Origin of the sequence: Flavobacterium myungsuense, assembly GCF_042677265.1 — a bacterium.
Lineage (GTDB): Bacteria > Bacteroidota > Bacteroidia > Flavobacteriales > Flavobacteriaceae > Flavobacterium > Flavobacterium myungsuense.
This window is the reverse complement of record NZ_JBHTIZ010000021.1, coordinates 14,754-39,345: the sequence shown is the minus strand read 5'-3', so window position 1 is coordinate 39,345 and position 24,592 is coordinate 14,754. Positions and strand designations below refer to the sequence as shown.

General features: G+C 31.6%; 25 protein-coding genes. 15 read left to right on the top strand and 10 right to left on the bottom strand.

Going from position 1 to position 24,592, the window contains the following annotated elements; all coding sequences use genetic code 11:
- Nucleotides 1-57: 57 nt before the first annotated feature.
- The 4 genes from ACFQ0S_RS07565 (at nucleotide 58) to ACFQ0S_RS07550 (ending at nucleotide 3,214) form a co-directional block, all read left to right on the top strand.
- On the top strand, nucleotides 58-693 hold the full coding sequence (locus ACFQ0S_RS07565; RefSeq protein ID WP_379753274.1) for a WG repeat-containing protein: 636 nt from the start codon (nucleotides 58-60) through the stop codon (nucleotides 691-693).
- 96 nt (nucleotides 694-789) lie between these two features.
- Nucleotides 790-1,638, top strand: a complete 849-nt coding sequence (locus ACFQ0S_RS07560) for a glycosyltransferase family 2 protein (RefSeq protein ID WP_379753277.1) — start codon at nucleotides 790-792, stop codon at nucleotides 1,636-1,638.
- A 68-nt stretch (nucleotides 1,639-1,706) separates the two neighbouring features.
- Nucleotides 1,707-2,456 (top strand): MlaE family ABC transporter permease, encoded by a 750-nt coding sequence (locus ACFQ0S_RS07555; protein WP_379753280.1) that lies wholly within the window; start codon nucleotides 1,707-1,709, stop codon nucleotides 2,454-2,456.
- Nucleotides 2,453-3,214, top strand: a complete 762-nt coding sequence (locus tag ACFQ0S_RS07550) for an ABC transporter ATP-binding protein (RefSeq protein ID WP_379753283.1) — start codon at nucleotides 2,453-2,455, stop codon at nucleotides 3,212-3,214. The genes ACFQ0S_RS07555 and ACFQ0S_RS07550 overlap by 4 nt, the downstream gene beginning before the upstream one ends.
- 140 nt (nucleotides 3,215-3,354) lie before the next feature.
- On the opposite strand, the gene ACFQ0S_RS07545 is transcribed toward ACFQ0S_RS07550, so the two are convergent.
- Nucleotides 3,355-3,777, bottom strand: coding sequence for a hypothetical protein (locus tag ACFQ0S_RS07545; RefSeq protein WP_379753286.1), 423 nt, complete (start codon nucleotides 3,775-3,777; stop codon nucleotides 3,355-3,357).
- Nucleotides 3,778-3,857: 80 nt separating this feature from the next.
- Nucleotides 3,858-4,397, bottom strand: a complete 540-nt coding sequence (locus tag ACFQ0S_RS07540; protein ID WP_379753289.1) for a hypothetical protein — start codon at nucleotides 4,395-4,397, stop codon at nucleotides 3,858-3,860.
- A gap of 72 nt (nucleotides 4,398-4,469) precedes the next feature.
- Here ACFQ0S_RS07540 and ACFQ0S_RS07535 point away from each other — a divergent pair, with 72 nt between their 5' ends.
- Entirely contained in the window at nucleotides 4,470-5,054 is a 585-nt protein-coding gene (locus ACFQ0S_RS07535; RefSeq protein ID WP_379753293.1) for a DUF1543 domain-containing protein, read from the top strand.
- A gap of 293 nt (nucleotides 5,055-5,347) precedes the next feature.
- Entirely contained in the window at nucleotides 5,348-5,665 is a 318-nt protein-coding gene (locus ACFQ0S_RS07530; protein WP_379753296.1) for a hypothetical protein, read from the top strand.
- Between the two features lie 2 nt (nucleotides 5,666-5,667).
- Here the strand turns inward: ACFQ0S_RS07530 and ACFQ0S_RS07525 are convergent, their stop codons facing one another.
- Nucleotides 5,668-6,540 carry an AraC family transcriptional regulator gene (locus ACFQ0S_RS07525; RefSeq protein WP_379753299.1) on the bottom strand — a complete coding sequence of 291 codons (873 nt, stop codon included), beginning with the start codon at nucleotides 6,538-6,540 and terminating at the stop codon, nucleotides 5,668-5,670.
- A 183-nt stretch (nucleotides 6,541-6,723) separates the two neighbouring features.
- On the opposite strand from ACFQ0S_RS07525, the gene ACFQ0S_RS07520 reads away from it, so the two are divergent.
- Complete coding sequence (locus tag ACFQ0S_RS07520) at nucleotides 6,724-7,125, top strand: secretion protein (RefSeq protein WP_379753301.1); 402 nt, start codon at nucleotides 6,724-6,726, stop codon at nucleotides 7,123-7,125.
- Nucleotides 7,126-7,182: 57 nt separating this feature from the next.
- Nucleotides 7,183-7,536 carry a secretion protein gene (locus tag ACFQ0S_RS07515; RefSeq protein WP_379753304.1) on the top strand — a complete coding sequence of 118 codons (354 nt, stop codon included), beginning with the start codon at nucleotides 7,183-7,185 and terminating at the stop codon, nucleotides 7,534-7,536.
- A gap of 48 nt (nucleotides 7,537-7,584) precedes the next feature.
- On the opposite strand, the gene ACFQ0S_RS07510 is transcribed toward ACFQ0S_RS07515, so the two are convergent.
- Together ACFQ0S_RS07510 and ACFQ0S_RS07505 are read right to left on the bottom strand one after the other, a co-directional pair.
- Entirely contained in the window at nucleotides 7,585-8,571 is a 987-nt protein-coding gene (locus ACFQ0S_RS07510; protein WP_379753306.1) for a T9SS C-terminal target domain-containing protein, read from the bottom strand.
- A 34-nt stretch (nucleotides 8,572-8,605) separates the two neighbouring features.
- On the bottom strand, nucleotides 8,606-12,034 hold the full coding sequence (locus tag ACFQ0S_RS07505; RefSeq protein ID WP_379753390.1) for a methylmalonyl-CoA mutase family protein: 3,429 nt from the start codon (nucleotides 12,032-12,034) through the stop codon (nucleotides 8,606-8,608).
- Nucleotides 12,035-12,217: 183 nt separating this feature from the next.
- Between ACFQ0S_RS07505 and purU the strand changes: the two genes are divergently transcribed.
- Nucleotides 12,218-13,072 (top strand): formyltetrahydrofolate deformylase, encoded by an 855-nt coding sequence (gene purU, locus ACFQ0S_RS07500; RefSeq protein ID WP_379753309.1) that lies wholly within the window; start codon nucleotides 12,218-12,220, stop codon nucleotides 13,070-13,072.
- 40 nt (nucleotides 13,073-13,112) lie between these two features.
- The gene (locus tag ACFQ0S_RS07495) at nucleotides 13,113-13,853 is read left to right on the top strand and encodes a DUF4197 domain-containing protein (protein ID WP_379753312.1); all 741 of its coding nucleotides are present in this window, start codon (nucleotides 13,113-13,115) and stop codon (nucleotides 13,851-13,853) included.
- A gap of 150 nt (nucleotides 13,854-14,003) precedes the next feature.
- Here ACFQ0S_RS07495 and ACFQ0S_RS07490 read toward each other — a convergent pair whose 3' ends face one another.
- On the bottom strand, nucleotides 14,004-14,789 hold the full coding sequence (locus tag ACFQ0S_RS07490; protein ID WP_379753314.1) for an alpha/beta fold hydrolase: 786 nt from the start codon (nucleotides 14,787-14,789) through the stop codon (nucleotides 14,004-14,006).
- A 235-nt stretch (nucleotides 14,790-15,024) separates the two neighbouring features.
- On the opposite strand from ACFQ0S_RS07490, the gene ACFQ0S_RS07485 reads away from it, so the two are divergent.
- Nucleotides 15,025-16,623 carry a family 16 glycosylhydrolase gene (locus ACFQ0S_RS07485; protein WP_379753317.1) on the top strand — a complete coding sequence of 533 codons (1,599 nt, stop codon included), beginning with the start codon at nucleotides 15,025-15,027 and terminating at the stop codon, nucleotides 16,621-16,623.
- On the opposite strand, the gene pyrF is transcribed toward ACFQ0S_RS07485, so the two are convergent.
- Complete coding sequence (gene pyrF, locus ACFQ0S_RS07480; protein WP_379753320.1) at nucleotides 16,613-17,437, bottom strand: orotidine-5'-phosphate decarboxylase; 825 nt, start codon at nucleotides 17,435-17,437, stop codon at nucleotides 16,613-16,615. The two genes, ACFQ0S_RS07485 and pyrF, sit on opposite strands and share 11 nt — an antisense overlap.
- A gap of 112 nt (nucleotides 17,438-17,549) precedes the next feature.
- On the bottom strand, nucleotides 17,550-18,626 hold the full coding sequence (gene prfA / locus ACFQ0S_RS07475) for a peptide chain release factor 1 (RefSeq protein WP_379753392.1): 1,077 nt from the start codon (nucleotides 18,624-18,626) through the stop codon (nucleotides 17,550-17,552).
- A 154-nt stretch (nucleotides 18,627-18,780) separates the two neighbouring features.
- On the opposite strand from prfA, the gene ACFQ0S_RS07470 reads away from it, so the two are divergent.
- Nucleotides 18,781-19,254, top strand: a complete 474-nt coding sequence (locus ACFQ0S_RS07470; RefSeq protein ID WP_379753323.1) for a DUF6265 family protein — start codon at nucleotides 18,781-18,783, stop codon at nucleotides 19,252-19,254.
- An 8-nt stretch (nucleotides 19,255-19,262) separates the two neighbouring features.
- Here the strand turns inward: ACFQ0S_RS07470 and ACFQ0S_RS07465 are convergent, their stop codons facing one another.
- Nucleotides 19,263-20,726, bottom strand: a complete 1,464-nt coding sequence (locus ACFQ0S_RS07465) for an aminoacyl-histidine dipeptidase (protein ID WP_379753326.1) — start codon at nucleotides 20,724-20,726, stop codon at nucleotides 19,263-19,265.
- A 101-nt stretch (nucleotides 20,727-20,827) separates the two neighbouring features.
- Between ACFQ0S_RS07465 and ACFQ0S_RS07460 the strand changes: the two genes are divergently transcribed.
- Complete coding sequence (locus ACFQ0S_RS07460) at nucleotides 20,828-21,880, top strand: DUF3810 domain-containing protein (RefSeq protein ID WP_379753329.1); 1,053 nt, start codon at nucleotides 20,828-20,830, stop codon at nucleotides 21,878-21,880.
- Nucleotides 21,881-21,890: 10 nt separating this feature from the next.
- Here the strand turns inward: ACFQ0S_RS07460 and ACFQ0S_RS07455 are convergent, their stop codons facing one another.
- Complete coding sequence (locus ACFQ0S_RS07455) at nucleotides 21,891-23,195, bottom strand: NAD(P)/FAD-dependent oxidoreductase (RefSeq protein ID WP_379753395.1); 1,305 nt, start codon at nucleotides 23,193-23,195, stop codon at nucleotides 21,891-21,893.
- Between the two features lie 275 nt (nucleotides 23,196-23,470).
- Here ACFQ0S_RS07455 and ACFQ0S_RS07450 point away from each other — a divergent pair, with 275 nt between their 5' ends.
- Together ACFQ0S_RS07450 and ACFQ0S_RS07445 are read left to right on the top strand one after the other, a co-directional pair.
- Entirely contained in the window at nucleotides 23,471-23,965 is a 495-nt protein-coding gene (locus tag ACFQ0S_RS07450; protein ID WP_379753332.1) for an RNA polymerase sigma factor, read from the top strand.
- 5 nt (nucleotides 23,966-23,970) lie between these two features.
- On the top strand, nucleotides 23,971-24,591 hold the full coding sequence (locus ACFQ0S_RS07445) for a hypothetical protein (RefSeq protein ID WP_379753335.1): 621 nt from the start codon (nucleotides 23,971-23,973) through the stop codon (nucleotides 24,589-24,591).
- Nucleotide 24,592: the final 1 nt, after the last annotated feature.

Genomic DNA, 24,592 nt, shown 5'->3' with positions numbered 1-24,592 from the left:
CATTGCACCATAATAATGAGAAAATAAAAATCAAAAAAAATAAAAAAAAAATTAATTATGAAAGTCATTTACACATCAGTCGCATTAATGTTGTTTACATTTTCATTTGGTCAAAAGCTGTTTATTGTTAGCTCTGACGAGAAATATGGTGTAATAAACGAAAACGGGGTAGAAATTATTCCTGCAAAGTACACTTCAATTGAAGACTTTGATAAACTGCATCCAAATTGGAGCAAGGTAGGACTAAATAATCTTTATGGTTTTGTAGACAAAACTGGAAAAATTATTGTAGAACCTAAATATGAAGCAATTAGCAACTATAATGCTTACACAGAAGGCTGGGCTTTAGTACAAAAAGAAGGTAAATTTGGTTTTATTGACAATTCAGGAAAAGAAATCATCCCACCAATATATGATAAAGTGAGCGCTTTTGGAGAATATTCAAAAGATTGGATGCTAGTAGAACTAGACGGTCTAAAAGGATTTGTTGACAAAGAAGGAAACATTATAGTTCCTGTAAAATATGTTGACATTGAGAAATTTGACAATGTAAGAAAAAACTGGTCGCTTGTTAGAGACAGAAAAGACAAATTAGGGTTTATTGACAAAACCGGAAAAGAAATTATTCCTGTTATATATGACAATATCGAAGCATTTACTAAGAAAAAATCAGTAGTTGCAAACGTTGAGTAAAACAAATAAAATAAAAAGGGGATTTCTTAACTGAAATCCCCTTTTTTTATTTCCTAAAGTTATAATTTTACCACTTTATGTAAAGTTGTATCTAAAATGAATTTGTATATTATCATTCCTGCTCATAACGAAGAAAAATTTATTGGATTGACTTTACAATCTCTACTGAAGCAAACTACAAAACCACAAAAAGTTGTAGTAGTAAATGACAATTCAACTGATACTACTGAGTCAATTGTTAATGAATTTATACAAAAAGACTCTAGTATTTCATTAATTAATTCCGTTTCTACAGCCACTCATTTACCTGGCAGTAAAGTTATTCAAGCTTTTCATAAAGGGTTTGAAACTCTAGATTCAAATTATGATGTTATTGTGAAATTAGATGCTGATTTAATTTTACCCATCAATTATTTTGAAACCATAATCTCACATTTCAAGAAAGATCAAAAAATAGGAATGGTTGGAGGTTTTGCTTACATAGAAAAAAACGGTCACTGGATTTTAGAAAACTTAACCGATAAAGATCATATACGTGGCGCTTTTAAAGCCTATAGAAAAGAATGTTTTATACAAATAGGAAATTTAAAACCTGCTATGGGTTGGGATACCGTTGATGAACTACTTTGTAAATTCTATGGATGGAAAGTAGTTACAGATGAAAATTTAAAAGTAAAACATTTAAAACCTACAGGAGCCAATTATAATAAATCGTCTCGTTACAAACAAGGTGAAGCATTTTATACTCTTGGCTATGGATTTTTTATTACAACTATAGCCTCAGCTAAATTAGCTCTATTGAAAAAGAAGCCTTTGCTTTTCTTTGATTATATAAAAGGTTTTTGGAAAGCAAAAATGGCAAATAAACCTTTACTCGTAACTAATGAACAAGCAAAGTTCATCAGAAGCTATCGCTTACAAAAAATGAAAGAGAAATTGTTTTAAGTAAAAAAAATTAACTCGTTACTTAAAACTCATTACTTATAACTATTTTTGACAATATTTAAATAATAATGATGCTCCTCCGATACTTAACGCAAATTGGAAAATATTTTTTGATGTGGAAAGAAATTTTCAACAAACCAACTAAATGGTCTGTAATGAAAGGACTTATACTCAAAGAAATTGACGATTTAATTATTGGATCTCTAGGAATTGTTGCCTTTATTTCCTTCTTTGTTGGGGGTGTTGTAGCCATTCAAACCGCATTAAATTTAACTAATCCGTTAATTCCAAAATACTTAATTGGTTATGCTACGAGACAATCTATCATTTTAGAGTTTGCTCCTACTTTTATCTCTATCATTATGGCGGGTAAAGTAGGTTCGTTTATAACCTCTAGCATTGGAACCATGCGTGTTACCGAACAAATTGATGCTCTGGAAGTTATGGGGGTGAACTCACTCAATTATTTGGTTTTCCCGAAACTAATTGCCTTACTTTTATATCCTTTTGTTATTGGTATTTCTATGTTTTTAGGAATCTGCGGAGGTTTTATCGCTAGTGTTTATGGTGGTTTTGGCAATAGTTCTGACTTTATTGACGGTCTTCAAATAGATTTTATTCCTTTTCACATCACTTATGCCTTTATAAAAACGTTAATCTTTGCTTTACTTTTAGCAACTATACCTTCTTTTCATGGGTATTTCATGAAAGGTGGCGCACTCGAAGTGGGTAAAGCTAGTACTGTTTCGTTTGTTTGGACTTCAGTAATGATCATTTTAATGAATTATATATTAACGCAATTACTTTTAACGTCATGATAGAAGTGCAACATGTAGAAAAATCATTTAATGGTGTCAAAGTCCTAAAAGGGGTTTCCACTGTTTTTGAAACAGGAAAAACCAATTTAATTATTGGACAAAGTGGTTCGGGAAAAACAGTATTGCTAAAAAGTTTACTAGGCATTCACACTCCAGAAGTTGGAACAATATCTTTTGATGGAAGAATCTATTCTGATTTGACTCCCGATGAAAAAAGAGAGTTACGAACAGAAATTGGAATGGTTTTTCAAGGAAGTGCCTTATTTGATAGTATGACAGTGGAGGAAAATGTTGGTTTTCCGTTAAAAATGTTTACCAACAATTCAAAATCTGAAACTAAAGACAGAGTCGATTTTGTGCTAAAAAGAGTGAATCTAATTGATGCGCATCATAAATTGCCTTCTGAAATTTCTGGAGGTATGCAAAAACGGGTTGCTATTGCAAGAGCTATTGTAAACAATCCGAAATATTTATTTTGCGATGAACCCAACTCAGGTTTAGACCCAAATACTTCTATATTAATAGACAATTTAATTAAAGAAATTACCGAAGAGTATAACATCACAACTGTTATTAACTCTCACGACATGAACTCAGTAATGGAAATTGGTGAGAATATACTGTTTTTAAAAAATGGATTAAAAGCTTGGCAAGGAACCAAAGAAGAAATTTTCAAAACCAATAATGAAGCCATAGTCGAATTTGTATATTCTTCTAATTTATTCAAAAAAGTAAGAGAAGCTTATTTAAAAGGATAAAAAACTTTCTCGCACCAAAAGCAGTTGCAAACTTCGTGACTTAGTTTTCTCCGATAAGATAGAATTTTTTCGTGAAGAAAATGTGCTGGCTAATGAAATCTAGAAATGAGGCGTGACTGCTGTTAGCGGTAGCGATAGTCCTATCCAATTAAATTTTCAGTATCTATTCCAACACCTTTTAATTTTTTTACAAACTCATTCAATTTACTGTTAGAATACATAAAAGAAAATTCATTGTCAGAATTATTATAGACAACTTTCATCACTTTGTATTTATATCTTCCTTCATAAAAGAATAAGACTTTCTGTATTTGGTTTGTATGAAATATTTCACGGCTTAAAAATGGTCTATGAATAATTAAATATTCCTTTGACACAAAAAATGTTTTCAATCCTCTCAAAAATATATACAATCCTAAAAGCGAAAATAAAATAATCAAACAAAAGAATAAAATTAAGTTACTTCTAGTTGGATAAACTATAAATACAAATGCAGGAAAAACAAATAATGTGCGCAAAAGAGCATTTACAATTTCGTTTCTTTCCAATTTCGTTTTATACATAATTTCTTTTCAGTAGGTTGTTGCTAAAATCATACCGCATAACATTATGCTTTACAAAGGGTTCTTCTATACACTTTCCGTTAATTCAATATTTTTACTTTACTATCATCAATTTTAAACGCTTTAATTACAGCATTGTAATCACTCAAATCAACCGTTTTTTTGCTTTTTCCAGAAAAATAACCTGGTAAAATAACGATTCTAAAGGTTTGGTTTTGAATGTAACTTGGCGCATTAGCCAAATTGAAATTTCCTCCAGCATATATAGTAAAATCTTGTTTGCTAAAATCAAAATCATAATCAAGCTCTACATCTGAACCATTTATGTTTAGAAACAAAGTTCTTGGAATTGGTTGCCATATAGGAGTTGTTTCATTAATAGTCCCTGAAAGTCTGTAAATTAACAGAGCATCAGCAGCAAAAATTGGAGGATTTAAAGTTTGATAAATTTTATATTCATTATCTGTAAAACTAAAATTTATATTTTTCAGTTCGAAAACTTCACTTAGCAATCCATCTTGCCCATCTAATCCGTTTTGCCCCGGTATTCCTTGAGGTCCTTCACAACTTGAGAAAATAATTGAACCAATTATTGCGATTAAAACAACGATTTTTTTCATAACACCTATTTTTTAATGATTTATAAAAGTATTCCAAAAATCAAACCAAAATAATAATTTAAGTAAATTTTAATGAAAATATATTTTCTTATTTTTACTGACATGAAATTATACATGATAATGATAGGCTGCAGACCCAAAGGTCGATTGACAGAACAGCACGATATTTTTTTTGGGATTGGGAATTCTTTATCTGATTTGATTCCTCAAATGAAAAGCTTTTGGCCCGAAGCTAAAGGTAAAATCCATATTGATGCTTGGCGTGAAGTTACTGTTGTAAACAATCATACTATCGAAGTTGTTCCAAAAAAAAGCGAAATAAAATCTTCCTCTCAACTTTTCTTTATTAATCTTGGCGGTTACAAAGAACAGGAATTTGAAGAATATCATTATAAAATACTCGTTGCAAGCGACACATTAGCTCAAGCTATAAAAACGGCGAAAACAACTTCTTTCTATAAACATTTTGGTTTTAAAGGCGCAACTTCACATATAGATGATAAATACGGTATAGATGTTGATGATGTTTATAAGGTAAAAGATATTTTGCCAATATCATTAAAAGAAAAATACGAATTAAAAATTACAAAAAGCGAATTTCCTATTTTAGAAGACACTTTGCATATTGGCTATTTAAAATTAGATACATTAATATAATAAATAAACTATCCTCAATTAAAATACATTTAATGTTTAATACAAAAAAAAAGCACCTAGAAATTTAAGGAAGTTATAACAAAATAAAAAAGTTTAATAAATCAGCAAAGACTTTTCATAATTGAATGGTCTTTTTTAATTTAATTAAAGTGTTTTTAATAAGAAAATCGTATCTATTTATTAAAATCAAAAATCTTTATGATTGCACAGCTTTAATGTTAAATTAAAACAAAACACTATGATTATTCCGAACAAAATGTCGATTTTTGCATAAATAATTTAAAGAATTCAAGATGAAAACTGAAAACAATATCAAAATCGAAATTCCCCAAACGGTTATTGATGGTGTGATGCGGAAATTAGAAGAATGCAAAAAAGACTTAGCGCCTTACCTTCAAGAACTAACAAACCAACAAAGTGTTTCTTTTATTAAAAAAGGAGATAAAATAAAAGCTGTAATTCATGACTCTGAAATAGTTTCAAATTCAGAAACTGTTCTAGATTTTGTTTCGAATGTTACCTTTTATAAAGACGAAACTATAAATTCTAGTGTTAATCCTATTCATAATTTAGCCGATTTCTTTGGCAACCAACACAATTTAAAACAGTAATTTTATTTAATTATTGTTTTTAATTCCTGTCGGTATTGCGAAGCACTTTTCCCGGTGTACGCTTTAAATGATTTATTAAAATGGCTAAAATTATTAAAGCCACTTTCGTAACAAATTTCAGAAATACTTATTGGCTTCTCCGCTAACAGTTTAGAGGCATGAACCAAACGGTATTCATTTACAAAACTCGTAAATGTCATATTAGTAATTTTCTTGAAATACCTACAAAAAGATGGAATGGTCATACTAACCAAATTGGCTACTTCTTCTAATGCAATAGGTTCCTGAAAATGATCTTTTACATAATTAAAAACAGTACTAATCCTATCATTATCCTGAACTTGCATTTCGATAGAAAATCCATCAGCATTTAAAATCGTATATTCTTTAGAACGCTCTAAAGTATTTAAAATGGATATCATTGTTAATAATCTATCTATGGGGCTTTGAATCTCCATTGCTTCAATTCTTTCTCCAACAATTTTTTTTACATCTCCATGAAAAGCGATTCCCGCTTTAGCTTGAATAAAAAGATTTTGAATATGATGCATTTCGGGTATTTCAAAAAAATCATTACCCAAAAAATCTGGTTTCATCTGAATTACAGTTTCATTTTTGTTACCTGTCTGGTCGTTTGTAAATCCGCAATGAGGTAAATTACTACCTATAAGTATTAGGTCGCCATCAGTATAATACGAAATATGACTTCCTATTTGCCTTTTACCACTACCTCCGTTTACATAAACCAACTCAATTTCAGGATGATAATGCCATAGATGCGATTTTATATTCGCATTTTCATCGTATTTAGAAAAATAAAAAGAGCTACCATAAGATGGTGCTATAATTTCTAATGAAGGGGCTAATGTTATCATAGTACTACATTTAAATATATGCAAAATTAGCATATAAGTGTGTTGAATTACCAATAATTAACCTATATCGTTTTAGCAATGTTAAAATAGCAAACATATTGGAAAATACAGACGTATTAAGATCAATATTGTTGACTTAGATTTGTCCTGTTAATAATAACTATTAATTTAAAGCATTCGATTATGAAAAAGATTTTAAAATTAAGTTTGGTACTATTGGTAGCTTTGACTACTATGCAGACATATGCACAAGAAGGGGATTTTTTACTTTATGTAAAAAAAGGGAACGAAAAAGAAATTAGATTTTCTTTAAACGGAATCAAAAAAATTAATTTGGCATTGTATGACGAAGATAATAATTTGATTTATTCAGAAAATGCTTCAGGAAAAACAGGTATATTAAGAACCTACAAATTAGACGAGCTTCCAGCCGGAAAGTATTTCTTAATTGCTGAAAATGATGTAAAAAAAGTGAAATACGAGATTGTTGTTTCTGACTTTATTGCTTCTTTATCAAAAAAAGCAATTTCTGAAGTTTATAAAGTAACTATTGAAAACAAAAAAGGAGTTTTAGCAACCTTATAATTACTAATAAAAGCTAAAAAACAAGTTTAAAATAAATTAATTTTTAAAACAAAAATCATGAAAAAAATCATAAAATTAAGTATAGTATTTGCATTTGTATTAACATCAATGGGTACTTATGCATCAGAAGAGAACTCTTTCTTAATTGTTAGAAAAGGGAATGAAAAAGAAATAAAAGTTTCTTTTAACGGAGTAAATAAAGCAACGGTTTCTATTTACGATGTGGAAAATAATTTAATTTACTCAGAAATAGCAACTGCTAAAGAAGGAGTTTCTAGAATTTACAATCTACAAGAATTTCCCTCAGGAACTTACTATTTTGTGGTAGAAACTAGTTTGAAAAAAGTAAAACATGAAATAATTATAAGTAATCAAGAAATTGCTACAGTTACTACTCGAGAAATTCAGTAACTATTTATACTTTTTAAATAATTTAAAGGCTGTCATTTTAGGCAGCCTTTATTTTTTTAATGAATTCAGGTAGGGTTTCAAAAGAAAACTTAAATCAAACACATGTAATTTTTGAGGATTTGAAACAATCGGCTTTCTGGTGAAATTTTCATTTGTTAAATAATAATGTAAACCATTATTAGTGGTAATACTTTCTATTTGATGAAAAGGAAGTTTTATTTTAATTTTTCTTCTATTTCCTGAGAAAAAATCGTTGTCCTTAAAATCATATAACAAATAAAGAAAAGGCTTTAGCTTCTTACTATACCCACACAAAACAATCAGTTTTTGATTTTTAAAATTAGTGGCTCCCGTGATTAAACCTTTAATATTGAGAGTTTTTTTGTAATTCGGAAAATAATTTCCTGGTACTTTGGGTATAGAAAACAGACTTGTTTTTTTTGATTTCCATTCTTTAGTAAACAAATACAAACTATCTTTATATACTATCATTGCTTCACAATCAAAATTAGTTCGATTAGAACGTTGAAGGCTAAAATCCGTTTGCTTAGGATATTGAAAAGCAATAGTGTCAATTTTGGGTTGACTCAAAAGCAAAGATTGTTTTTCAATTCGCAGTATTTTCTGGTCTTTTCTGTTGCCTTTGTAATTGTTGCCAAAATCACCAATATACATATAGACACTATCTTGAGTTATTTCCTCCCAATCCCTATTTGTAACACGGTTCAATTGAATTTTCTTTCCAACAACTCCCGACAAAGTGTCTAAGGCATACAAATGGGTATCGGTATCATCATTATGCGTCCACAGCAAACCGTTCCAAAAAATCAAACCCGATGTTTCAAGTAGTAACTTATCTAAAACAACTGAAAATTTAGGCTTTATAGCCTTAGGTTTGTATCGACAACTTTCATCGTTGACAGTGTCTAGTGGATTATAATTTTTAGCCAATACATCTGTGCAGCCAGCAACTTGTCCATTCAGAAGATAAGAAGTGAAATTTAAAATAAAAACTACAACTATTTTTTTGGTCATTTCTTTACTTCAGCAATTCAATTTTAATTCAAAATTACATATTCCGTCTATACTGACCACCAACCTCAAACAAAGCACTCGTTATTTGTCCTAACGAACATACTTTAGTCGCATCCATTAATTTTTCAAAAATATTTTGGTTATTTATGGCGGCATCTTGAATAATAACAATCTGTTCTACTACTTTTTCGGCACTTGTTTTATGTAAATTATTCAACATATCAATTTGATATTGCTTTTCTTCTTCGGTAGCTCGAATAACCTCAGCTGGAATAACGGTTGGGGAACCTTTAGAACTCAAGAAGGTGTTTACACCAATAATTGGAAATTCACCTGTGTGTTTCAACGTTTCATAATACAAACTTTCTTCTTGAATTTTAGAACGTTGGTACATGGTTTCCATAGCACCAAGAACGCCACCACGCTCTGTAATTCGGTCGAATTCAGCTAAGACAGCATCTTCGACTAAATCAGTTAGTTCTTCAATGATAAACGACCCTTGAATAGGGTTTTCGTTTTTAGCCAAACCTAATTCTTTATTAATAATCAACTGAATTGCCATGGCTCTTCGCACCGATTCTTCAGTTGGTGTTGTAATCGCCTCATCATAAGCATTCGTGTGCAATGAATTACAGTTATCATAAATGGCATACAATGCTTGCAAAGTGGTACGAATATCGTTGAAATCAATTTCTTGCGCATGCAACGAACGCCCTGAAGTTTGAATATGATATTTCAACATTTGCGCTCTTTCGTTGGCTCCGTATTTATTTTTCAAGGCTTTTGCCCAAATTTTACGTGCTACACGACCTATTACGGCGTATTCAGGATCAATTCCGTTAGAGAAAAAGAACGATAAGTTGGGTCCGAAATCGTTAATATTCATGCCACGACTCAAATAATATTCCACATAAGTGAAACCGTTTGCTAAAGTGAAAGCCAATTGTGTAATTGGATTCGCTCCTGCTTCTGCAATATGATAACCCGAAATAGAAACCGAGTAGAAATTACGAACATTTTGCTTGATGAAATATTCTTGTACGTCTCCCATCAAACGAAGCGCAAATTCTGTAGAAAAAATACAGGTATTTTGTGCTTGATCTTCTTTTAAAATATCGGCTTGAACCGTTCCGCGAACTTGCGCTAATGTTTTAATTTTAATACCATTATAAACATCTGTTGGCAAAACTTGGTCTCCTGTTACACCTAAAAGCATCAAACCTAAACCATTGTTTCCTTCTGGTAATTCGCCTTGGTATTTTGGCCTAGTCGTTCCTTTTGTCTTGTATATTTCGTTTATGACTGCTTCAACTTCATCTTGAAGATTATTTTCATCAATGTATTTTTCGCAATTTTGGTCGATAGCCGCATTCATGAAAAACCCAAGTATCATTGGCGCAGGTCCATTAATGGTCATGGAAACCGAAGTTAATGGATGACTCAAATCAAAACCTGAATATAATTTTTTGGCATCGTCTAAACAACAAATGGAAACGCCTGCATTCCCAATTTTTCCGTAAATATCAGGACGAATATGAGGATCATTTCCGTATAAAGTAACTGAGTCGAAAGCCGTAGATAAACGTTTGGCAGGCAATCCTGCGCTTACATAATGAAAACGCTTGTTGGTTCGTTCTGGCCCACCTTCCCCAGCAAACATTCTAGAAGGATCCTCTCCTTCACGCTTAAATGGATACAATCCAGAGGTAAAAGGAAATTCTCCAGGAACATTTTCTTGCAAATTCCATTTTAGAATATCACCCCAAGCTTGGTACTTAGGCAATGCAATTTTCGGAATTTGAGAATGTGATAAACTTTCGGTATGTGTTGCAATTTTAATTTCTTTATCTCGAACTTTAAAACTGTAAAACGGATTTTTATATTTATTTACTTTTTCATCCCAATTTAGAATTACTTCCCAATTATAGGGGTCGAGATTCATTTTTACTCTGTCGAATTCGGCAAGAAGTAAATTCATAAATTGATGAGATTCCTCCTTCGTCGGAATGACAAGATTGTGGTCAATTCCAGCTTTGGTTAAATTGGGTTTACTTCCAAAAACGGTTTCTATGGTTTTATAAATTCCATATAATTTTTGAGCGACTTCAACTTGCGTTGAAGCAGTTTCATCGTATTTTCTATTATTCTCAGCAATTTCAGATAAATAACGGGTTCTATGTGGCGGAATAACATAAACTTTCTCGCTCATTTCTCGCGTAATCTCAAAAGTAGATTTTAAATCGGCTCCTGTTTTCTCTACAATTTTATCCATAATAGATTTGTAGAGTGTGTTCATTCCTGGATCGTTAAACTGCGATGCTATTGTTCCAAAAACCGGCATTTTATCAGGATTTATATCCCATAAATTATGATTGCGTTGGTATTGTTTTTTAACATCTCGAATCGCATCTAAAGCACCACGTTTGTCAAATTTATTCAACGCAACCAAATCGGAAAAATCTAACATATCAATTTTCTCTAATTGAGTTGCTGCGCCAAATTCAGGTGTCATAACATAAAGAGAAACATCAGAATGTTCAATTATTTCGGTGTCACTTTGCCCAATTCCCGAAGTTTCTAAAATAATGATATCGTATTTAGCCGCTTTTAAAACTTCTACAGCTTCATTTACATATTTTGACAAAGCCAAATTAGATTGTCTTGTTGCTAACGAACGCATATAAACTCTAGGATTATTAATGGCATTCATACGAATTCTGTCGCCTAACAACGCACCACCTGTTTTTCTTTTTGAAGGATCGACAGATATTAATCCGATGGTTTTTGTTGGAAAATCGATTAAAAATCGTCGTACTAATTCATCAACTAAAGATGATTTTCCTGCTCCACCAGTTCCTGTAATTCCTAAAACTGGAATTTCATTCGTTTTATTTTTATCATGAATAACGTCAAAAGCCGGTTTGGCTACTTCAGGAAAATTCTCTGCAGCTGATATTAATCGCGCTATAGCAGTTGGATTTTTTTCTTCTATTTGAGCTATCTCATCATTTAATTTATTGCCTATTGGATAATCCGAACGTTGTACCAAATCATTTATCATTCCCTGCAATCCCATTGCACGACCATCATCAGGAGAATAAATTCGTTCAATCCCGTATTTGTGTAATTCTAAAATTTCAGTTGGCAAAATCACACCGCCACCGCCACCAAATATCTTTACATGACCTGCTCCTTTTTCCTTTAGCAAATCATGCATATACTTGAAATATTCGTTGTGACCACCTTGATAGGATGTCATAGCAATAGCATTAGCGTCTTCTTGAATGGCTGTATTTACCACTTCTTCAACACTTCGATCATGACCCAAATGAATCACTTCAACACCCGTAGCTTGAATAATTCTTCGCATAATATTGATGGCAGCATCATGGCCATCAAAAAGAGAGGCAGCAGTTACAATTCGGACTTTATTTTTAGGAATATAAGGCGTTTGAGGCTCCATGTGAGTAGGTAAGAATTTGTACGGCAATTTACGGAAATTAAAAAAAAATCATCCTATAAAATTAGATAAAACGCAAAATATCTATACCAAGCTTTTTTTTACAAAAAATAAGATTAGTTTTGAAAAAAAATCATAACAAATTACCTAATCTCACATAAAAAGGGATTGATTTAATAAAATACGATGCGAAACATTACAATACTTATTCACTGTAAAGATCAAAAAGGAATTATTGCCGCAGTGACCAATTTTATTTTAAAAGTAGAGGGGAATATCACTTACATCGATCAGCATGTTGATGTTGACCAAAATGTGTTTTTTATGCGTTTGGAATGCGAGTTAATGAATGAAAGCTGGAATGTTGAATCAATTAAAACCAATTTCCAAGAATCAATAGCCAATGATTTTGATATGTCATGGCAATTGTATAATAAAGATCAAAAACCAAAAATGGCTCTTTTTGTTTCAAAATACGAACATTGTTTATTTGACATTTTAGGTCGTTATAGCGCAGGGGAGTTACACTTAGAAATCCCTTTAATTATTAGCAACCATGAGGATTTAAAACCAATTGCCGATCGATTTAACATTCCGTTTTACCATGTTCCATTTACTAAAGACAATAAAATAGAAGGTGAAAAACAACACATTGCATTGTTGCAACAATATGATATCGATTTTATAGTTTTAGCTCGATACATGCAAATTATAACTCCCCAATTAATTTCGCTTTATAAAAACAAAATCATTAACATTCATCATTCTTTTTTGCCTGCCTTCCCTGGCGCAAAACCTTATCATTCTGCGTTTAAAAGAGGCGTGAAAATCATTGGAGCTACCAGTCATTATGTAACTGAAGAGTTAGATGAAGGTCCAATCATTGAGCAAGATATCACTCGCGTTTTTCATAGCCATTCTATTGAAGATTTTATAATGAAAGGTAAAGATTTAGAACGTATCGTTTTATCAAGAGCAATTAAACTTCATGCCGAAAGAAAAACTATGGTTTACAGTAACAAAACCGTTATATTTTCTTAATCACGGCACAATCTTTGTTTTTAAAATTAAAAATTTATTTATGAAAAATTTATTCTTACTTATACTTCTAGCACCTTTTTTATGTATTGGCCAAACAAAAGCAAAAGCAAAAAAAAGTAAAATTAAAGTCCCTAAAATTGAAGCAATTACTAAAGCTGTCACTCCAACTTCGGCTTTAGATATTAGTAATGGATTAAAAGAAGCCTTAAACAAAGGAGTAAGCGAACAAGTTTCGAAATTAACTGCATTGGATGGTTTTTATAAAAATGATTTGGTTAAAATTAGTATGCCAGAAGAATTACAAAGAGTAGATGCTTCTTTAAGGAAATTAGGAATGGGAAGCTTGGTTGACGATGGAATTAAATCGTTAAACCGTGCTGCTGAAGATGCCGTAAAAGGAGCAACTCCTATTTTTGTAACTGCAATTAAAGACATTACTATTTCTGATGCGAAAAGTATTCTACTAGGAAAAGAAAATGCTGCAACGACTTATTTACAAACAGCTACTGATAAAGATTTGTATGCTAAATTCAATCCAGTAGTTCAGGAATCAGTAGGAAAAGTTGGAGCAGATGTACTTTGGGCATCAATAATTAATAAATACAATACAATTCCATTTATTTTGAAAGTAAACCCAGACATAACAGATTATGTAACAAAAAAAGCTATGGACGGTGTTTTTAAAATGATTGCAGTTGAAGAAAAAAATATTAGAGAAAAACTAACTTCAAGAAATTCAGATTTACTAAAAAGTGTATTCGCACTGCAAGACAAAAAATAGAAAAAAACTTAACAAAACACAAACATATAAATAACAAACCATTAACAATATAACTCATTAATAATTATCACATTTGTGATGTAATAAGGTTTTTATTATTTGTTTAGAATTAGTCAAGAGAAAGTCAATACTTTAGGGTATTGGCTTTTTTTATTGAATAGTTTGAATAAAAGAAATAACGTTTTTATTAAAAACATCTGGTTGTTCAACATTTACAACATGACCACATTGTTCAATGACAAATAATTGCGAAGATTTATAATGTCTTTCGACAACTTTCCTTACTGATGGTAAAAACATATAATCTTCTTCACCCATAACATAAAGAGTAGGAATTCCTAATTCTACTTGACGGAACCACTTTAGGATTGGGTTAATTTCGGCAGTGAGTTTAAACCATCTTATGAATTCTTTTTGATATAACTTTTTAGCTTCATTAATAAACAATATTCTAGACTGTTTATGATTTTTATTTGGCATAATTACAAAAGCAAAAAACTTGTACAATACTAAATACGGCAAAACATATTTAAACATATTTCCCAATTTCATTAGTATTTGTGAACGAAAATTCATTTTAAGAATAGCTCCGCCAAGAATCATACTTTGAACACGCTCGGGATTTGTCTCAGCCAATTGACGTATCAGAATAGTACCTAATGAAATTCCGACAAAATGTGATTTCTCAATTTTTAGGTGATCTATAACTTCCAAAACGTCATTTGCAATAGACTGGAACGTATACTTCCCTTTAAAAGCATTTTTAATTTGTGCATTTGAATTTCCATGCCCTCTTAAATCTAATAGTAAAACATTATAGTGTTTTCTAAAATCTCTGATTTGTTTGAACCAAATAGATGAACTACCACCTGCTCCATGAACAAAGGTTACCCATTGGGAACTAGTTTCATTTTCGTAAATGGTGTAGTTAATCATTTTTTTATTAAATAAATTTTGAGTAAAGATAAAAGATGATTAACAAAAGACAATTAAATCGTCATTTATATTTTTGAAAGCCATCTTTTGAGACATTCAATTACATGAAGTAATCGTATTTTTTAAAGAAAAAAGAATAATAGTTATTCTAAAAATACTTTCCATTTGTATAGTTAATGTATGGGTAGTTTTTATTATCTTAATCTAAATAAGCTTTACATTTGAAAAAAAAACAATGCGTAATTTTCTTTTTCTTTCATTTTTATTTATATGTAGCTCAAATTATTCTCAAGTACAATCTTTATCTGATACTTTTGAGGGCAACGGAAACATTTCTAGTTGGGTTGAAGACGATTGCGTTTTGGACAAAGCATTTGTAAATCCTTTTAAAACAGGAATAAATAATTCGGCAACGGTTTTAAAATATTCGGATATAGGTGGTCTATATGCTAATATTAAATTTAACACAAGCTCTAATTTTAATTTAACTACAAACAGTACATTTTCTTTAAAAATATATGTTCCTTCATCTGGAATTACAGGAAATCAAACCAATAGGATTTCTTTAAAACTTCAGAACGGTTCACTGACAGAACCTTGGTCAACACAATCAGAAATTATTAAACCTATAGTTTTAAATCAGTGGCAAATTATAACCTTTAATTTCGCGACTGATTCTTATATGAATTTAGATCCAAACTCAATTAATCCTATATATAGAAACGATTTCAATAGAGTTTTAATTCAAATAAATGGAGAAAACAATACTAATAAAGTTATAGCATACATAGATGATTTTCTTTACACCTACTCTGAAAACGCGCCAAAATTCAATAAATTAGTTTGGTCAGATGAATTTGATGGAAATGGTGTTATTAACCCACTCAATTGGTTTCAACAAACACAGCTTCCAGATGGAGGAAGTTGGTTTAACGGGGAAATACAACATTACACTAATCGCCAGACCAATTCATTTGTTAGTGATGGAACATTAAAAATTGTTGCTAAAAGAGAAACATTTAACAATCAAGGACAAACAAAACAATTTACTTCTGCACGACTAAACTCTAAATTTGCTTTTCAATATGGCAGAGTAGAAGTTCGAGCAAAAATGCCAACTGGATTCGGAACATTTCCTGCCATTTGGATGTTAGGTAAAAACATTAAAGAGCCTGGTTCTTATTGGACAAGTAGTAGTGGAACAGTAAGCTGGCCTGCTTGCGGAGAAATAGATATTATTGAACATTGGGGTACCAATCAGAATTTTGTACAAAGTGCTATGCATACTCCGTCTAGCTATGGCTCAACAATAAACAAAGGAGGTCAAACAATTGGAACGGTTTCAAGTCAGTTTCATGTTTACGCACTAGAATGGACAACTGAAAAAATGGTCTTTAGTGTTGATAATAATGTACATTATGTATACAACCCAGCAGAAAAAAATGCGCAAACCTGGCCTTTTAATGCACAACAATATATTTTATTAAATGTAGCTATGTTGCCTAGTGTTGCAACAAACTTTACTCAAAGCGCAATGGAAATAGATTATGTTAGAGTTTATCAAGAAAGTGCATTATCTACATCCAATTCTATAAAAGATGAAAACATAATTGTGTTTCCTAATCCCGCTAGTAATCAAATAAACATAAGAGTTTCTGAAAACACAATGGGCTCTGAAGTAAAAATTTATTCAATTATAGGTCAAGAACTTGCAACCCATATTTTGAATAGACCAGAAAATAGTTTTGATATTTCAAATTATCAAAAAGGGATTTACTTGATAAAAATTAAAAGTTTAAAAGGAATACAAACCTATAGATTTCTTAAAAATTAAAGTTTCGCAAAATTTCTTCCATTTCATTTTTAATTTTTAATGCTTCCTCTCTTGCTTTTTGAACAAAATCAGATTGAGTGGAAGCATAAATAATTCCACGAGAAGAGTTTATTAGTAAACCAACATTTTTATTCATTCCGTATTTACAAACTTCAGAAAGGCTTCCTCCTTGCGCTCCAACACCAGGAACTAATAAAAAACTATCAGGAACTATTTTACGAACTTCAATAAAATATTCAGCTTTAGTTGCTCCAACAACATACATTAAATTCTCAGCATTTTTCCAAGTTTTAGAAGTTTCAATAACCTCTTTATACAATTCATTTCCATCAATAAATTTAGTCTGAAAATCGAAGGCACCTTCGTTTGATGTTAAAGCTAATAATATAGTATGCTTGTCTTTAAAAGCTAAAAAAGGTTCAACTGAATCTTTTCCCATATAGGGCGCAACAGTCACACTATCAAAATTTAAATCTTCAAAAAAAGCTTTGGCGTACATAGTCGAAGTATTACCTATATCTCCTCTTTTTGCATCGGCAATAGTAAAAATTTCAGGATACTTTTCATTGATATAATTGATGGTTTTTTGCAAAGATTTCCATCCTTTTATACCATAGGCTTCATAAAAAGCAGTATTCGGTTTATAAGAAACACACAAATCGTGAGTAGCATCAATAATGGCTTTATTGAATTCGAAAATAGAGTCTTCGAGTTCCAATAAATGCTGTGGTATTTTAGTTAAATCGACATCAAGCCCGACACAAAGAAAAGATTTTTTGAGTTTGATTTGTTCAATTAGTTGTTGTGTAGTCATTGTTGAGTATTTAACCGCAAAGTTTTTCGCAAAGTTTACAAAGTGTTAAAAAAAATGCCAAAACTAAATTTCAGTATGGCATCTATTGTCTATCCGTCTATTATCTTTTTCTTTAAAAAATCTCGCTTGCTTCTTTTAATTTTTCCATATTGTTTACCAATTGAAGCTCATCAATAAGTTTTTGAATTTTCCCATTCATAACGCCATCCATATCAAAAATATCCATACCTATTCTGTGATCAGTTACACGACCTTGTGCGTAATTATAAGTACGTATTTTAGCCGAACGGTCACCAGAACTTACTTGAGATGTTCTCTTAGTAGCGTCTTCAGCTTCTTTCTTAGCCAATTCTTGTTCGTATAAACGAGAACGAAGTACCGTTAATGCTTTATCTTTATTTTTATGTTGTGATTTTTGGTCTTGACATTGCGCCACCAATCCTGTTGGAATATGTGTTAAACGTACTGCCGATTTGGTTGTATTTACCGATTGACCTCCTGGACCTGAAGAACAGAAAAAATCGACACGCACATCATTCATGTCAATCTGAACATCAAATTCTTCTGCTTCTGGCAATACCATAACTGTAGCTGCAGAAGTATGAACTCTACCTTGAGTTTCAGTTTGTGGCACTCGCTGTACACGATGTACGCCTGCTTCAAATTTTAAAGTTCCGTAAACATCCTCGCCTGTAACTTCAAAAATAACTTCTTTAAATCCGCCAGAAGTTCCTTCATTCATATCGACAACCGAAGTTCTCCAACCACGATTTTCACAATATTTAGTGTACATTCTAAATAAATCTCCAGCAAAAATAGAGGCTTCGTCTCCTCCAGTTCCAGCTCGAATTTCTACCATTACGTTTTTAGCATCTTCGGCATCTTTAGGAATCAACATAAACTTAATTTCTTCTTCCAATTCTGGCAATCTCTCCTTTGCTTCATCTAGTTGCATCTTGGCCATTTCAGTCATGTCAGCATCACTACCATCAGCGATTATTTCGTTTGCTTCGTCAATATTTGCCATCAAAAGGACATATTCGTCTCGTTTTTCGGCTAAAGCTTTTAAATCTTTATACTCTTTATTCAATTGTACATAACGTTTCTGGTCGGCAATTACATCTGGCTGGATGATTAAATCCGAAATTTCATCGAAGCGTTGCTTTACTATTTGAAGTCTGTCTAACATTTTCTCTTTTCCTTTATTGGATTGCAAATTTACAAAAAAGATTGCAAATTGTAGATTTCAGTTTTTAGATTTTTTTAAGTGCATTTCTGACTGTAGATTACAATCTTTTTTCATACTATTGCAAAAAATGAATTGAATCTTTATTTGAAACTTTATGAAAAAAATAAGTTTAATTTTACTGTTGCTTTTAACTATTTTATCTTGTAAAAAAGGCGAAAAAACCAATCTATTGAATGAAATTGATTGGCTTATTGGCACATGGGAAAACAATTCTGACAAAGGCAATTTACTTGAAATTTGGAAAAAAGAAAATGATAGTGTTTATTCTGGACAATCATTTTATATAAAAGCAAAAGATACTTTACATTTTGAGACCATTCAACTCAAACAAATCAGTGATTCTTTATTGTATAGTTCTTCGGTAAAAGGTCAAGACAATGATTTAGCTCTAGATTTTAGATTAACTTCGAAAACCCAAAATCAATTCGTTTTTGAAAATCCTAAAAACGATTATCCCAAAAAAATAGTTTATAAACTTATTACTAAAGACAGCTTAGTTGCAATTATTTCAGGAATTCAGCAAGGAAAAACAAGTAGTGAAACTTTTTCGATGAAGAAAATAAAATAAATTGTTATTTAATTTTTAACCGGAATATTCTCCAATATCTCTAAAACAAACTTATAAAACTTCTGAGATGATTTTATCGACGCTCTTTCATCTGGGGAATGCGCACCGTGAATAGTTGGCCCAAACGAAATCATATCCATATCTGGGTAATTCGCACCTAGTATCCCACATTCTAATCCTGCGTGACAAGCAACCACTTTTGGCTTTTCGTTGTTTTGTTTTTCGTAGATATTTACCAACACATCAAGTATTTCCGATTTTACGTTTGGTGTCCAACCAGGATAACTTCCGCCAAAAGTAACTTCGCAACCAAATAATTCGTATGCCGAACGCAAACTATTCGCCAAATCTATTTTAGAAGTTTCAACAGAGGAACGAGTTAAATTTTGAATGGAGATTTCCCCATCTTTTACAAGTACTCGTGCAATATTATTGGAAGTTTCTACCAAATCTTCCATATCGGCTGACATTCTGTAAACACCATTGTGAGCCGCATAAATAGAACGAAGCAAGCCTTCTTGAACGCCTAAATCCATTAGTTTTTCTGGTAAGTTACTTTTAGCAATTTCTATAGCCAAATTGGGCTCCATGGTTTTGAATTCAGTTTTAATATCGCCAATAATTTCTTGCATATCAAAAACAAAAGCTTCGTCATACATTCCTGCAACAATTACTTTCGCAACACTCTCTCTAGGAATAGCATTGCGTAAACTTCCTCCAGATATTTCAGCTATTTGCAAACCAAAATTCTCAAATCCGTCAAACAACAACCGATTCATAATTTTATTGGCATTCCCAAAACCTTTGTGAATGTCCATTCCAGAGTGTCCGCCAGTTAATCCTTTTACAGTAATGGTATACCCTACAGAACCATCTGGAGTTTCTTCTTCATTATAAGAACGATTGGCAGTAACATCAATACCACCTGCGCAACCAATATCAATCTCATCGTCTTCTTCAGTATCCATATTTAATAAAATATCACCTCGAAGTACACCTGCTTTTAAGTTCAAAGCTCCTGTCATTCCAGTTTCTTCATCAATGGTAAATAAGGCTTCAATAGCTGGATGTTTCATTTCATTAGATTCTAGAATTGCCATAATCATAGCTACTCCCAATCCGTTATCAGCTCCTAATGTTGTACCACGAGCACGAACCCAATCACCATCTACATACATTTCGATACCTTGTTTATCGAAATCAAAAACAGTGTCATTGTTTTTTTGATGCACCATATCTAAATGGCCTTGAAGCACCAATGCTTTCCTGTTTTCCATTCCAGCTGTTGCAGGTTTGCGGATAATTACATTGCGTATTTCGTCTTCAAAAGTTTCCAACCCAAGACTATTTCCAAAGTCTTTGATAAATTTTATGACCCTATCTTCTTTTTTAGAAGGTCTTGGCACTGCATTCAAATCGGCAAATTTATTCCAAAGGTCTTTTGGTTCGAGATTTCTTATTTCTTGGCTCATTATAATTATGTAGTTTCAATGTTTGAGAGCATCAAAGTTACAAAGTTTAATTTCTTTACGAATTGATATTGTGATTATATTTACGTTTCAAAATTAAAGTCGTGAAACGCAAATACATTCTTATACTATTTCTACTCTTCCAAATTATTTTCTTAAAAATAATTGCGTTTTTTCCGAATGTTGTGGAGCAATTTTACAGTAATGGATTGTATGTTTGGATTTCGAAAATTTCTCGAACTGCTTTAGGCACTATTCCTCTTTCAGTTGGTGATATTTTGTACGGAATTGGTATTGTATATCTTTTACTTTCGCTTTGGAACATAAGAAAAACAAATTGGAAAGACCAATTACTAAAGATTACAAGTACTATTTCTGTTGGATACTTTCTATTTCATTTTCTATGGGCTTTGAATTATTATCGTGTGCCTCTATTCGAGAAAATGAACATTCAACGAGAATATACTAAAGACGATTTGTTGGTGTTTACAGAGAAATTAATTCTGAAAACAAATGCAGTACAATTCGAAATTACAAAAAATAAAAACCTAAAAGTTACCAATCAGTATTCGCAAGTCAGCATTTTTAAAATGACGCAACTTGGCTATGATAATTTAGCTAAGCAATATCCTTTTTTTAAATACCAAAATCGAAGTATCAAAAAATCGTTGTTCAGTTTACCATTGACCTATATGGGTTTTGGTGGTTATTTGAATCCGTTTACGAATGAATCACAAGTAAATTATAAATTACCTATGTATGGTTTTCCCAATGTGGTTTGTCACGAAATGGCACATCAATTAGGTTTTGCAAGCGAAAGTGAGTGCAATTTTATTGGGTTTTTGGCATGTATCAAAAATGAGGATTTGTATTTTCAATATTCGGCTTACAGCAATGCTTTGCGGTATTGTATGGCTAATATTGGCATGAAAGACGAAACGAAATTCAAAATTTTAAAAGCTAAAATAAATCCCGGAATTATAGCCAACTACAAAGAAAGTGATGCTTTTTGGGAACAATACGACACTTTTATTGACAAAGGATTTCATGCTTTTTACGATCAATTCTTAAAGTTCAACCAGCAAGAAGATGGCATGGAAAGTTATAGTAAGTATGTGGATTTGTTGATTAATTATTATAAAAATAAACAATTATAAATACAACGAACTAAACTTCATCACTGGTAAAGGTTACAAAACTTTTTCGTTTAAAAGGTCTAATAATCAGTCGCCCTTCTCGATCGAGACGAATGTAATTATACACCCAATTTAGGAAAACGACCGCTTTATTTTTGAACCCAATTAGTGAAAATAAATGCACAAACATCCAAACAAACCAAGCAAAAACGCCACTAAAATGAAATTTTGGCAAATCGACAACGGCTTTATTGCGACCAATAGTTGCCATTGCTCCTTTATCATTGTATTCAAAAGGAATCATTTGTTGCTTGTTGATTAATTTTATAATGTTTTCCCCTAGTAATCTTCCTTGTTGCATTGCTGGTTGTGCCATCATAGGATGTCCTTGCGGATAATCCTCTAGTTCCATCATTGCAATATCTCCAATGGAAAAGATATTTTCATATCCTTTGACTTGATTGAATTGATTTACTCGAATTCGTTTTACATTTTCCAGCAAAGATTGTGCATCAAGACCTGCAACCAATGCCCCTTTTACCCCTGCAGTCCAAATTACAGTTGCAGTCTCGAAGGTCAAATCAGAATTAGTAATTATCGTTTTCCCGTCATAATTAGAAACTCTAACATTTTTCCAGATTTTAACCCCTAAATTTTCTAGAAAGGTTTCTGCTTCTTTAGATGATGCTTCGCTCATAGTATTCAGTATTCTGTCACCACTTTGAATAAGATTGATTTGCATTTTATTGATGTCTAAATCAGGATAATCTTTCTGGAGAATGGCTTTTTTCATTTCGGCTAATGCTCCTGCAAGTTCCACACCTGTTGGTCCGCCACCAACGAGAACAAAATTTATTAAACTGTTTTTTTCAGAATCGTCTTTGGTAAGTACCGCTTGCTCGAAATTTTCTAATATTAAACTTCGGATATTAAGTGATTGCGGAATACTTTTCATAGACATGGCATTACGCTCAATTTCTTTATTGCCAAAAAAATTAGTTTTAGAACCTGTAGCAAGAACGAGATAATCGTAATGTAATTCGCCAATTTCTGAAATTACTTTTTGATTTTTAGTATCAATTTCGGCAACTGATGTCAACCTAAAATAGAAATCTTTGTATTCTTGAAAAACTTTGCGAATGGGATACGCAATAGAACCCGCTTCAAGTCCGCCAGTGGCTACTTGATATAACAAAGGCTGAAAAGTATGGTAATTGTGTTTGTCTATTAATACTACTTGAACGTTTTTATTTCTTAGTTTTTTGGCAATTGCAATGCCTGCAAACCCGCCTCCTATAATTACGATTCTTGGTTTTGAAGTATTAGGAATATTCATTTTTTTTATTGGTTCAAAGTTGTACTGTCTCAAAGATACAAAGTTTAGGAGTTTTGTTTTATTGAAATTTATAAAGAAGCCTAAACCTTTTTCTCTAGCCCCGATGGCAATGGAAATCCTTCTATTACCCTGTCAGGGTTTTGAACCCTGACAGGGTAATAGAAGATTGCAATGTACAGCGGGACCAAACTTGTATAGAAATGCCTACTATTTGTGCTTCTAAAAAAATTAATTGTACTTTGTAACAAAATACTGAGTTGGATTACTAATGAAATATGAGTGAGGATTTAGAACAATCTTTTGTAAAGCAGTTGCGCGAAAATCAGAATATAATCCACAAGATTTGTAGGTTGTATACTGCTGGTGATGATGCGCATAAGGATTTGTTTCAGGAAATCACTATTCAGTTGTGGAAAGCTTTTCCGAAGTTTCGTGGTGACAGCAAATTCTCGACTTGGGCCTATCGTGTGGCTTTGAACACGGCGATTACGTTGTATAGAAAAAGCACCAAATCAGTTCAAACGGTTAATTATGAAAAACATCAGTTTTTTATAAGTCAGGAGGATTATAATTATGAAGAGGAAGAGCGAATTAAATTGATGTATCAAGCAGTTTATCAATTAAATGATATTGAAAAAGCATTGGTTTTTATGTATTTAGAAGATAAAGATTACACCGAAATTTCGGAAACTTTAGGAATTAGCGAAGTGAATGCTAGAGTGAAAATGAATAGAATAAAAGGGAAATTGAAAAAAATATTAAATCCTTAAGGATTATGGAAGAGTTGGATTTATTGAAAAAAGACTGGCAAAAGAATGAAAATTCATTTGAACAAGTTTCAGAAATGGAAATCTACAAGATGTTGCATAAAAAATCGTCTTCGATAGTGAAGTGGATATTGATTATTAGCATTCTAGAGGTTTTGTTATGGACAGGAATTAGTTTGCTTTTTAACACTGACGATTATTTAAAAGAAATTCATGGGGAATCGTATATAGCCTTATTTAAATATTTAACTGTTTTTAATTATTGTGTGGTTGCAGTTTTTATTTTGATTTTTTATAAAAATTATAAAAACATTTCTACAATTACTTCTACCAAACAACTAATGAGTGATATTTTAAAGACTAGAAAAACGGTTCAATACTACGTTTGGTATAATTTAGGAATGATTGTTTTTAGTATGATAATTGGGTTTGTTTTAGCTTTTTCATTAAACCCAAAGGTGCATGAACTTACCTTAAACACTAAAGTATTTACATTGACTATTTTGTTGTGCGGTGCATTTTTACTGCTTTTTGTAGGTTTGTTTTGGCTATTTTACAAACTAATTTATGGCATTTTACTTAAGAAGCTATATAGAAATTACCATGAATTAAAGAAAATAGATTTGTAAC

Coding starts and splice junctions, on each gene's coding strand:
- ACFQ0S_RS07470 (WP_379753323.1), top strand. CDS start 18,781: ATGAAAAAAATAAGTTTAATTTTACTGTTGCTTTTAACTATTTTATCT.
- ACFQ0S_RS07525 (WP_379753299.1), bottom strand. CDS start 6,540: ATGATAACATTAGCCCCTTCATTAGAAATTATAGCACCATCTTATGGT.
- ACFQ0S_RS07445 (WP_379753335.1), top strand. CDS start 23,971: ATGGAAGAGTTGGATTTATTGAAAAAAGACTGGCAAAAGAATGAAAAT.
- ACFQ0S_RS07505 (WP_379753390.1), bottom strand. CDS start 12,034: ATGGAGCCTCAAACGCCTTATATTCCTAAAAATAAAGTCCGAATTGTA.
- ACFQ0S_RS07555 (WP_379753280.1), top strand. CDS start 1,707: ATGATGCTCCTCCGATACTTAACGCAAATTGGAAAATATTTTTTGATG.
- ACFQ0S_RS07450 (WP_379753332.1), top strand. CDS start 23,471: ATGAGTGAGGATTTAGAACAATCTTTTGTAAAGCAGTTGCGCGAAAAT.
- pyrF (WP_379753320.1), bottom strand. CDS start 17,437: ATGACTACACAACAACTAATTGAACAAATCAAACTCAAAAAATCTTTT.
- ACFQ0S_RS07565 (WP_379753274.1), top strand. CDS start 58: ATGAAAGTCATTTACACATCAGTCGCATTAATGTTGTTTACATTTTCA.
- ACFQ0S_RS07465 (WP_379753326.1), bottom strand. CDS start 20,726: ATGAGCCAAGAAATAAGAAATCTCGAACCAAAAGACCTTTGGAATAAA.
- ACFQ0S_RS07560 (WP_379753277.1), top strand. CDS start 790: ATGAATTTGTATATTATCATTCCTGCTCATAACGAAGAAAAATTTATT.
- ACFQ0S_RS07485 (WP_379753317.1), top strand. CDS start 15,025: ATGCGTAATTTTCTTTTTCTTTCATTTTTATTTATATGTAGCTCAAAT.
- ACFQ0S_RS07545 (WP_379753286.1), bottom strand. CDS start 3,777: ATGTATAAAACGAAATTGGAAAGAAACGAAATTGTAAATGCTCTTTTG.
- ACFQ0S_RS07535 (WP_379753293.1), top strand. CDS start 4,470: ATGAAAATATATTTTCTTATTTTTACTGACATGAAATTATACATGATA.
- ACFQ0S_RS07515 (WP_379753304.1), top strand. CDS start 7,183: ATGAAAAAAATCATAAAATTAAGTATAGTATTTGCATTTGTATTAACA.
- ACFQ0S_RS07550 (WP_379753283.1), top strand. CDS start 2,453: ATGATAGAAGTGCAACATGTAGAAAAATCATTTAATGGTGTCAAAGTC.
- ACFQ0S_RS07520 (WP_379753301.1), top strand. CDS start 6,724: ATGAAAAAGATTTTAAAATTAAGTTTGGTACTATTGGTAGCTTTGACT.
- ACFQ0S_RS07530 (WP_379753296.1), top strand. CDS start 5,348: ATGAAAACTGAAAACAATATCAAAATCGAAATTCCCCAAACGGTTATT.
- ACFQ0S_RS07510 (WP_379753306.1), bottom strand. CDS start 8,571: ATGACCAAAAAAATAGTTGTAGTTTTTATTTTAAATTTCACTTCTTAT.
- ACFQ0S_RS07455 (WP_379753395.1), bottom strand. CDS start 23,195: ATGAATATTCCTAATACTTCAAAACCAAGAATCGTAATTATAGGAGGC.
- purU (WP_379753309.1), top strand. CDS start 12,218: ATGCGAAACATTACAATACTTATTCACTGTAAAGATCAAAAAGGAATT.
- ACFQ0S_RS07540 (WP_379753289.1), bottom strand. CDS start 4,397: ATGAAAAAAATCGTTGTTTTAATCGCAATAATTGGTTCAATTATTTTC.
- ACFQ0S_RS07495 (WP_379753312.1), top strand. CDS start 13,113: ATGAAAAATTTATTCTTACTTATACTTCTAGCACCTTTTTTATGTATT.
- ACFQ0S_RS07490 (WP_379753314.1), bottom strand. CDS start 14,789: ATGATTAACTACACCATTTACGAAAATGAAACTAGTTCCCAATGGGTA.
- prfA (WP_379753392.1), bottom strand. CDS start 18,626: ATGTTAGACAGACTTCAAATAGTAAAGCAACGCTTCGATGAAATTTCG.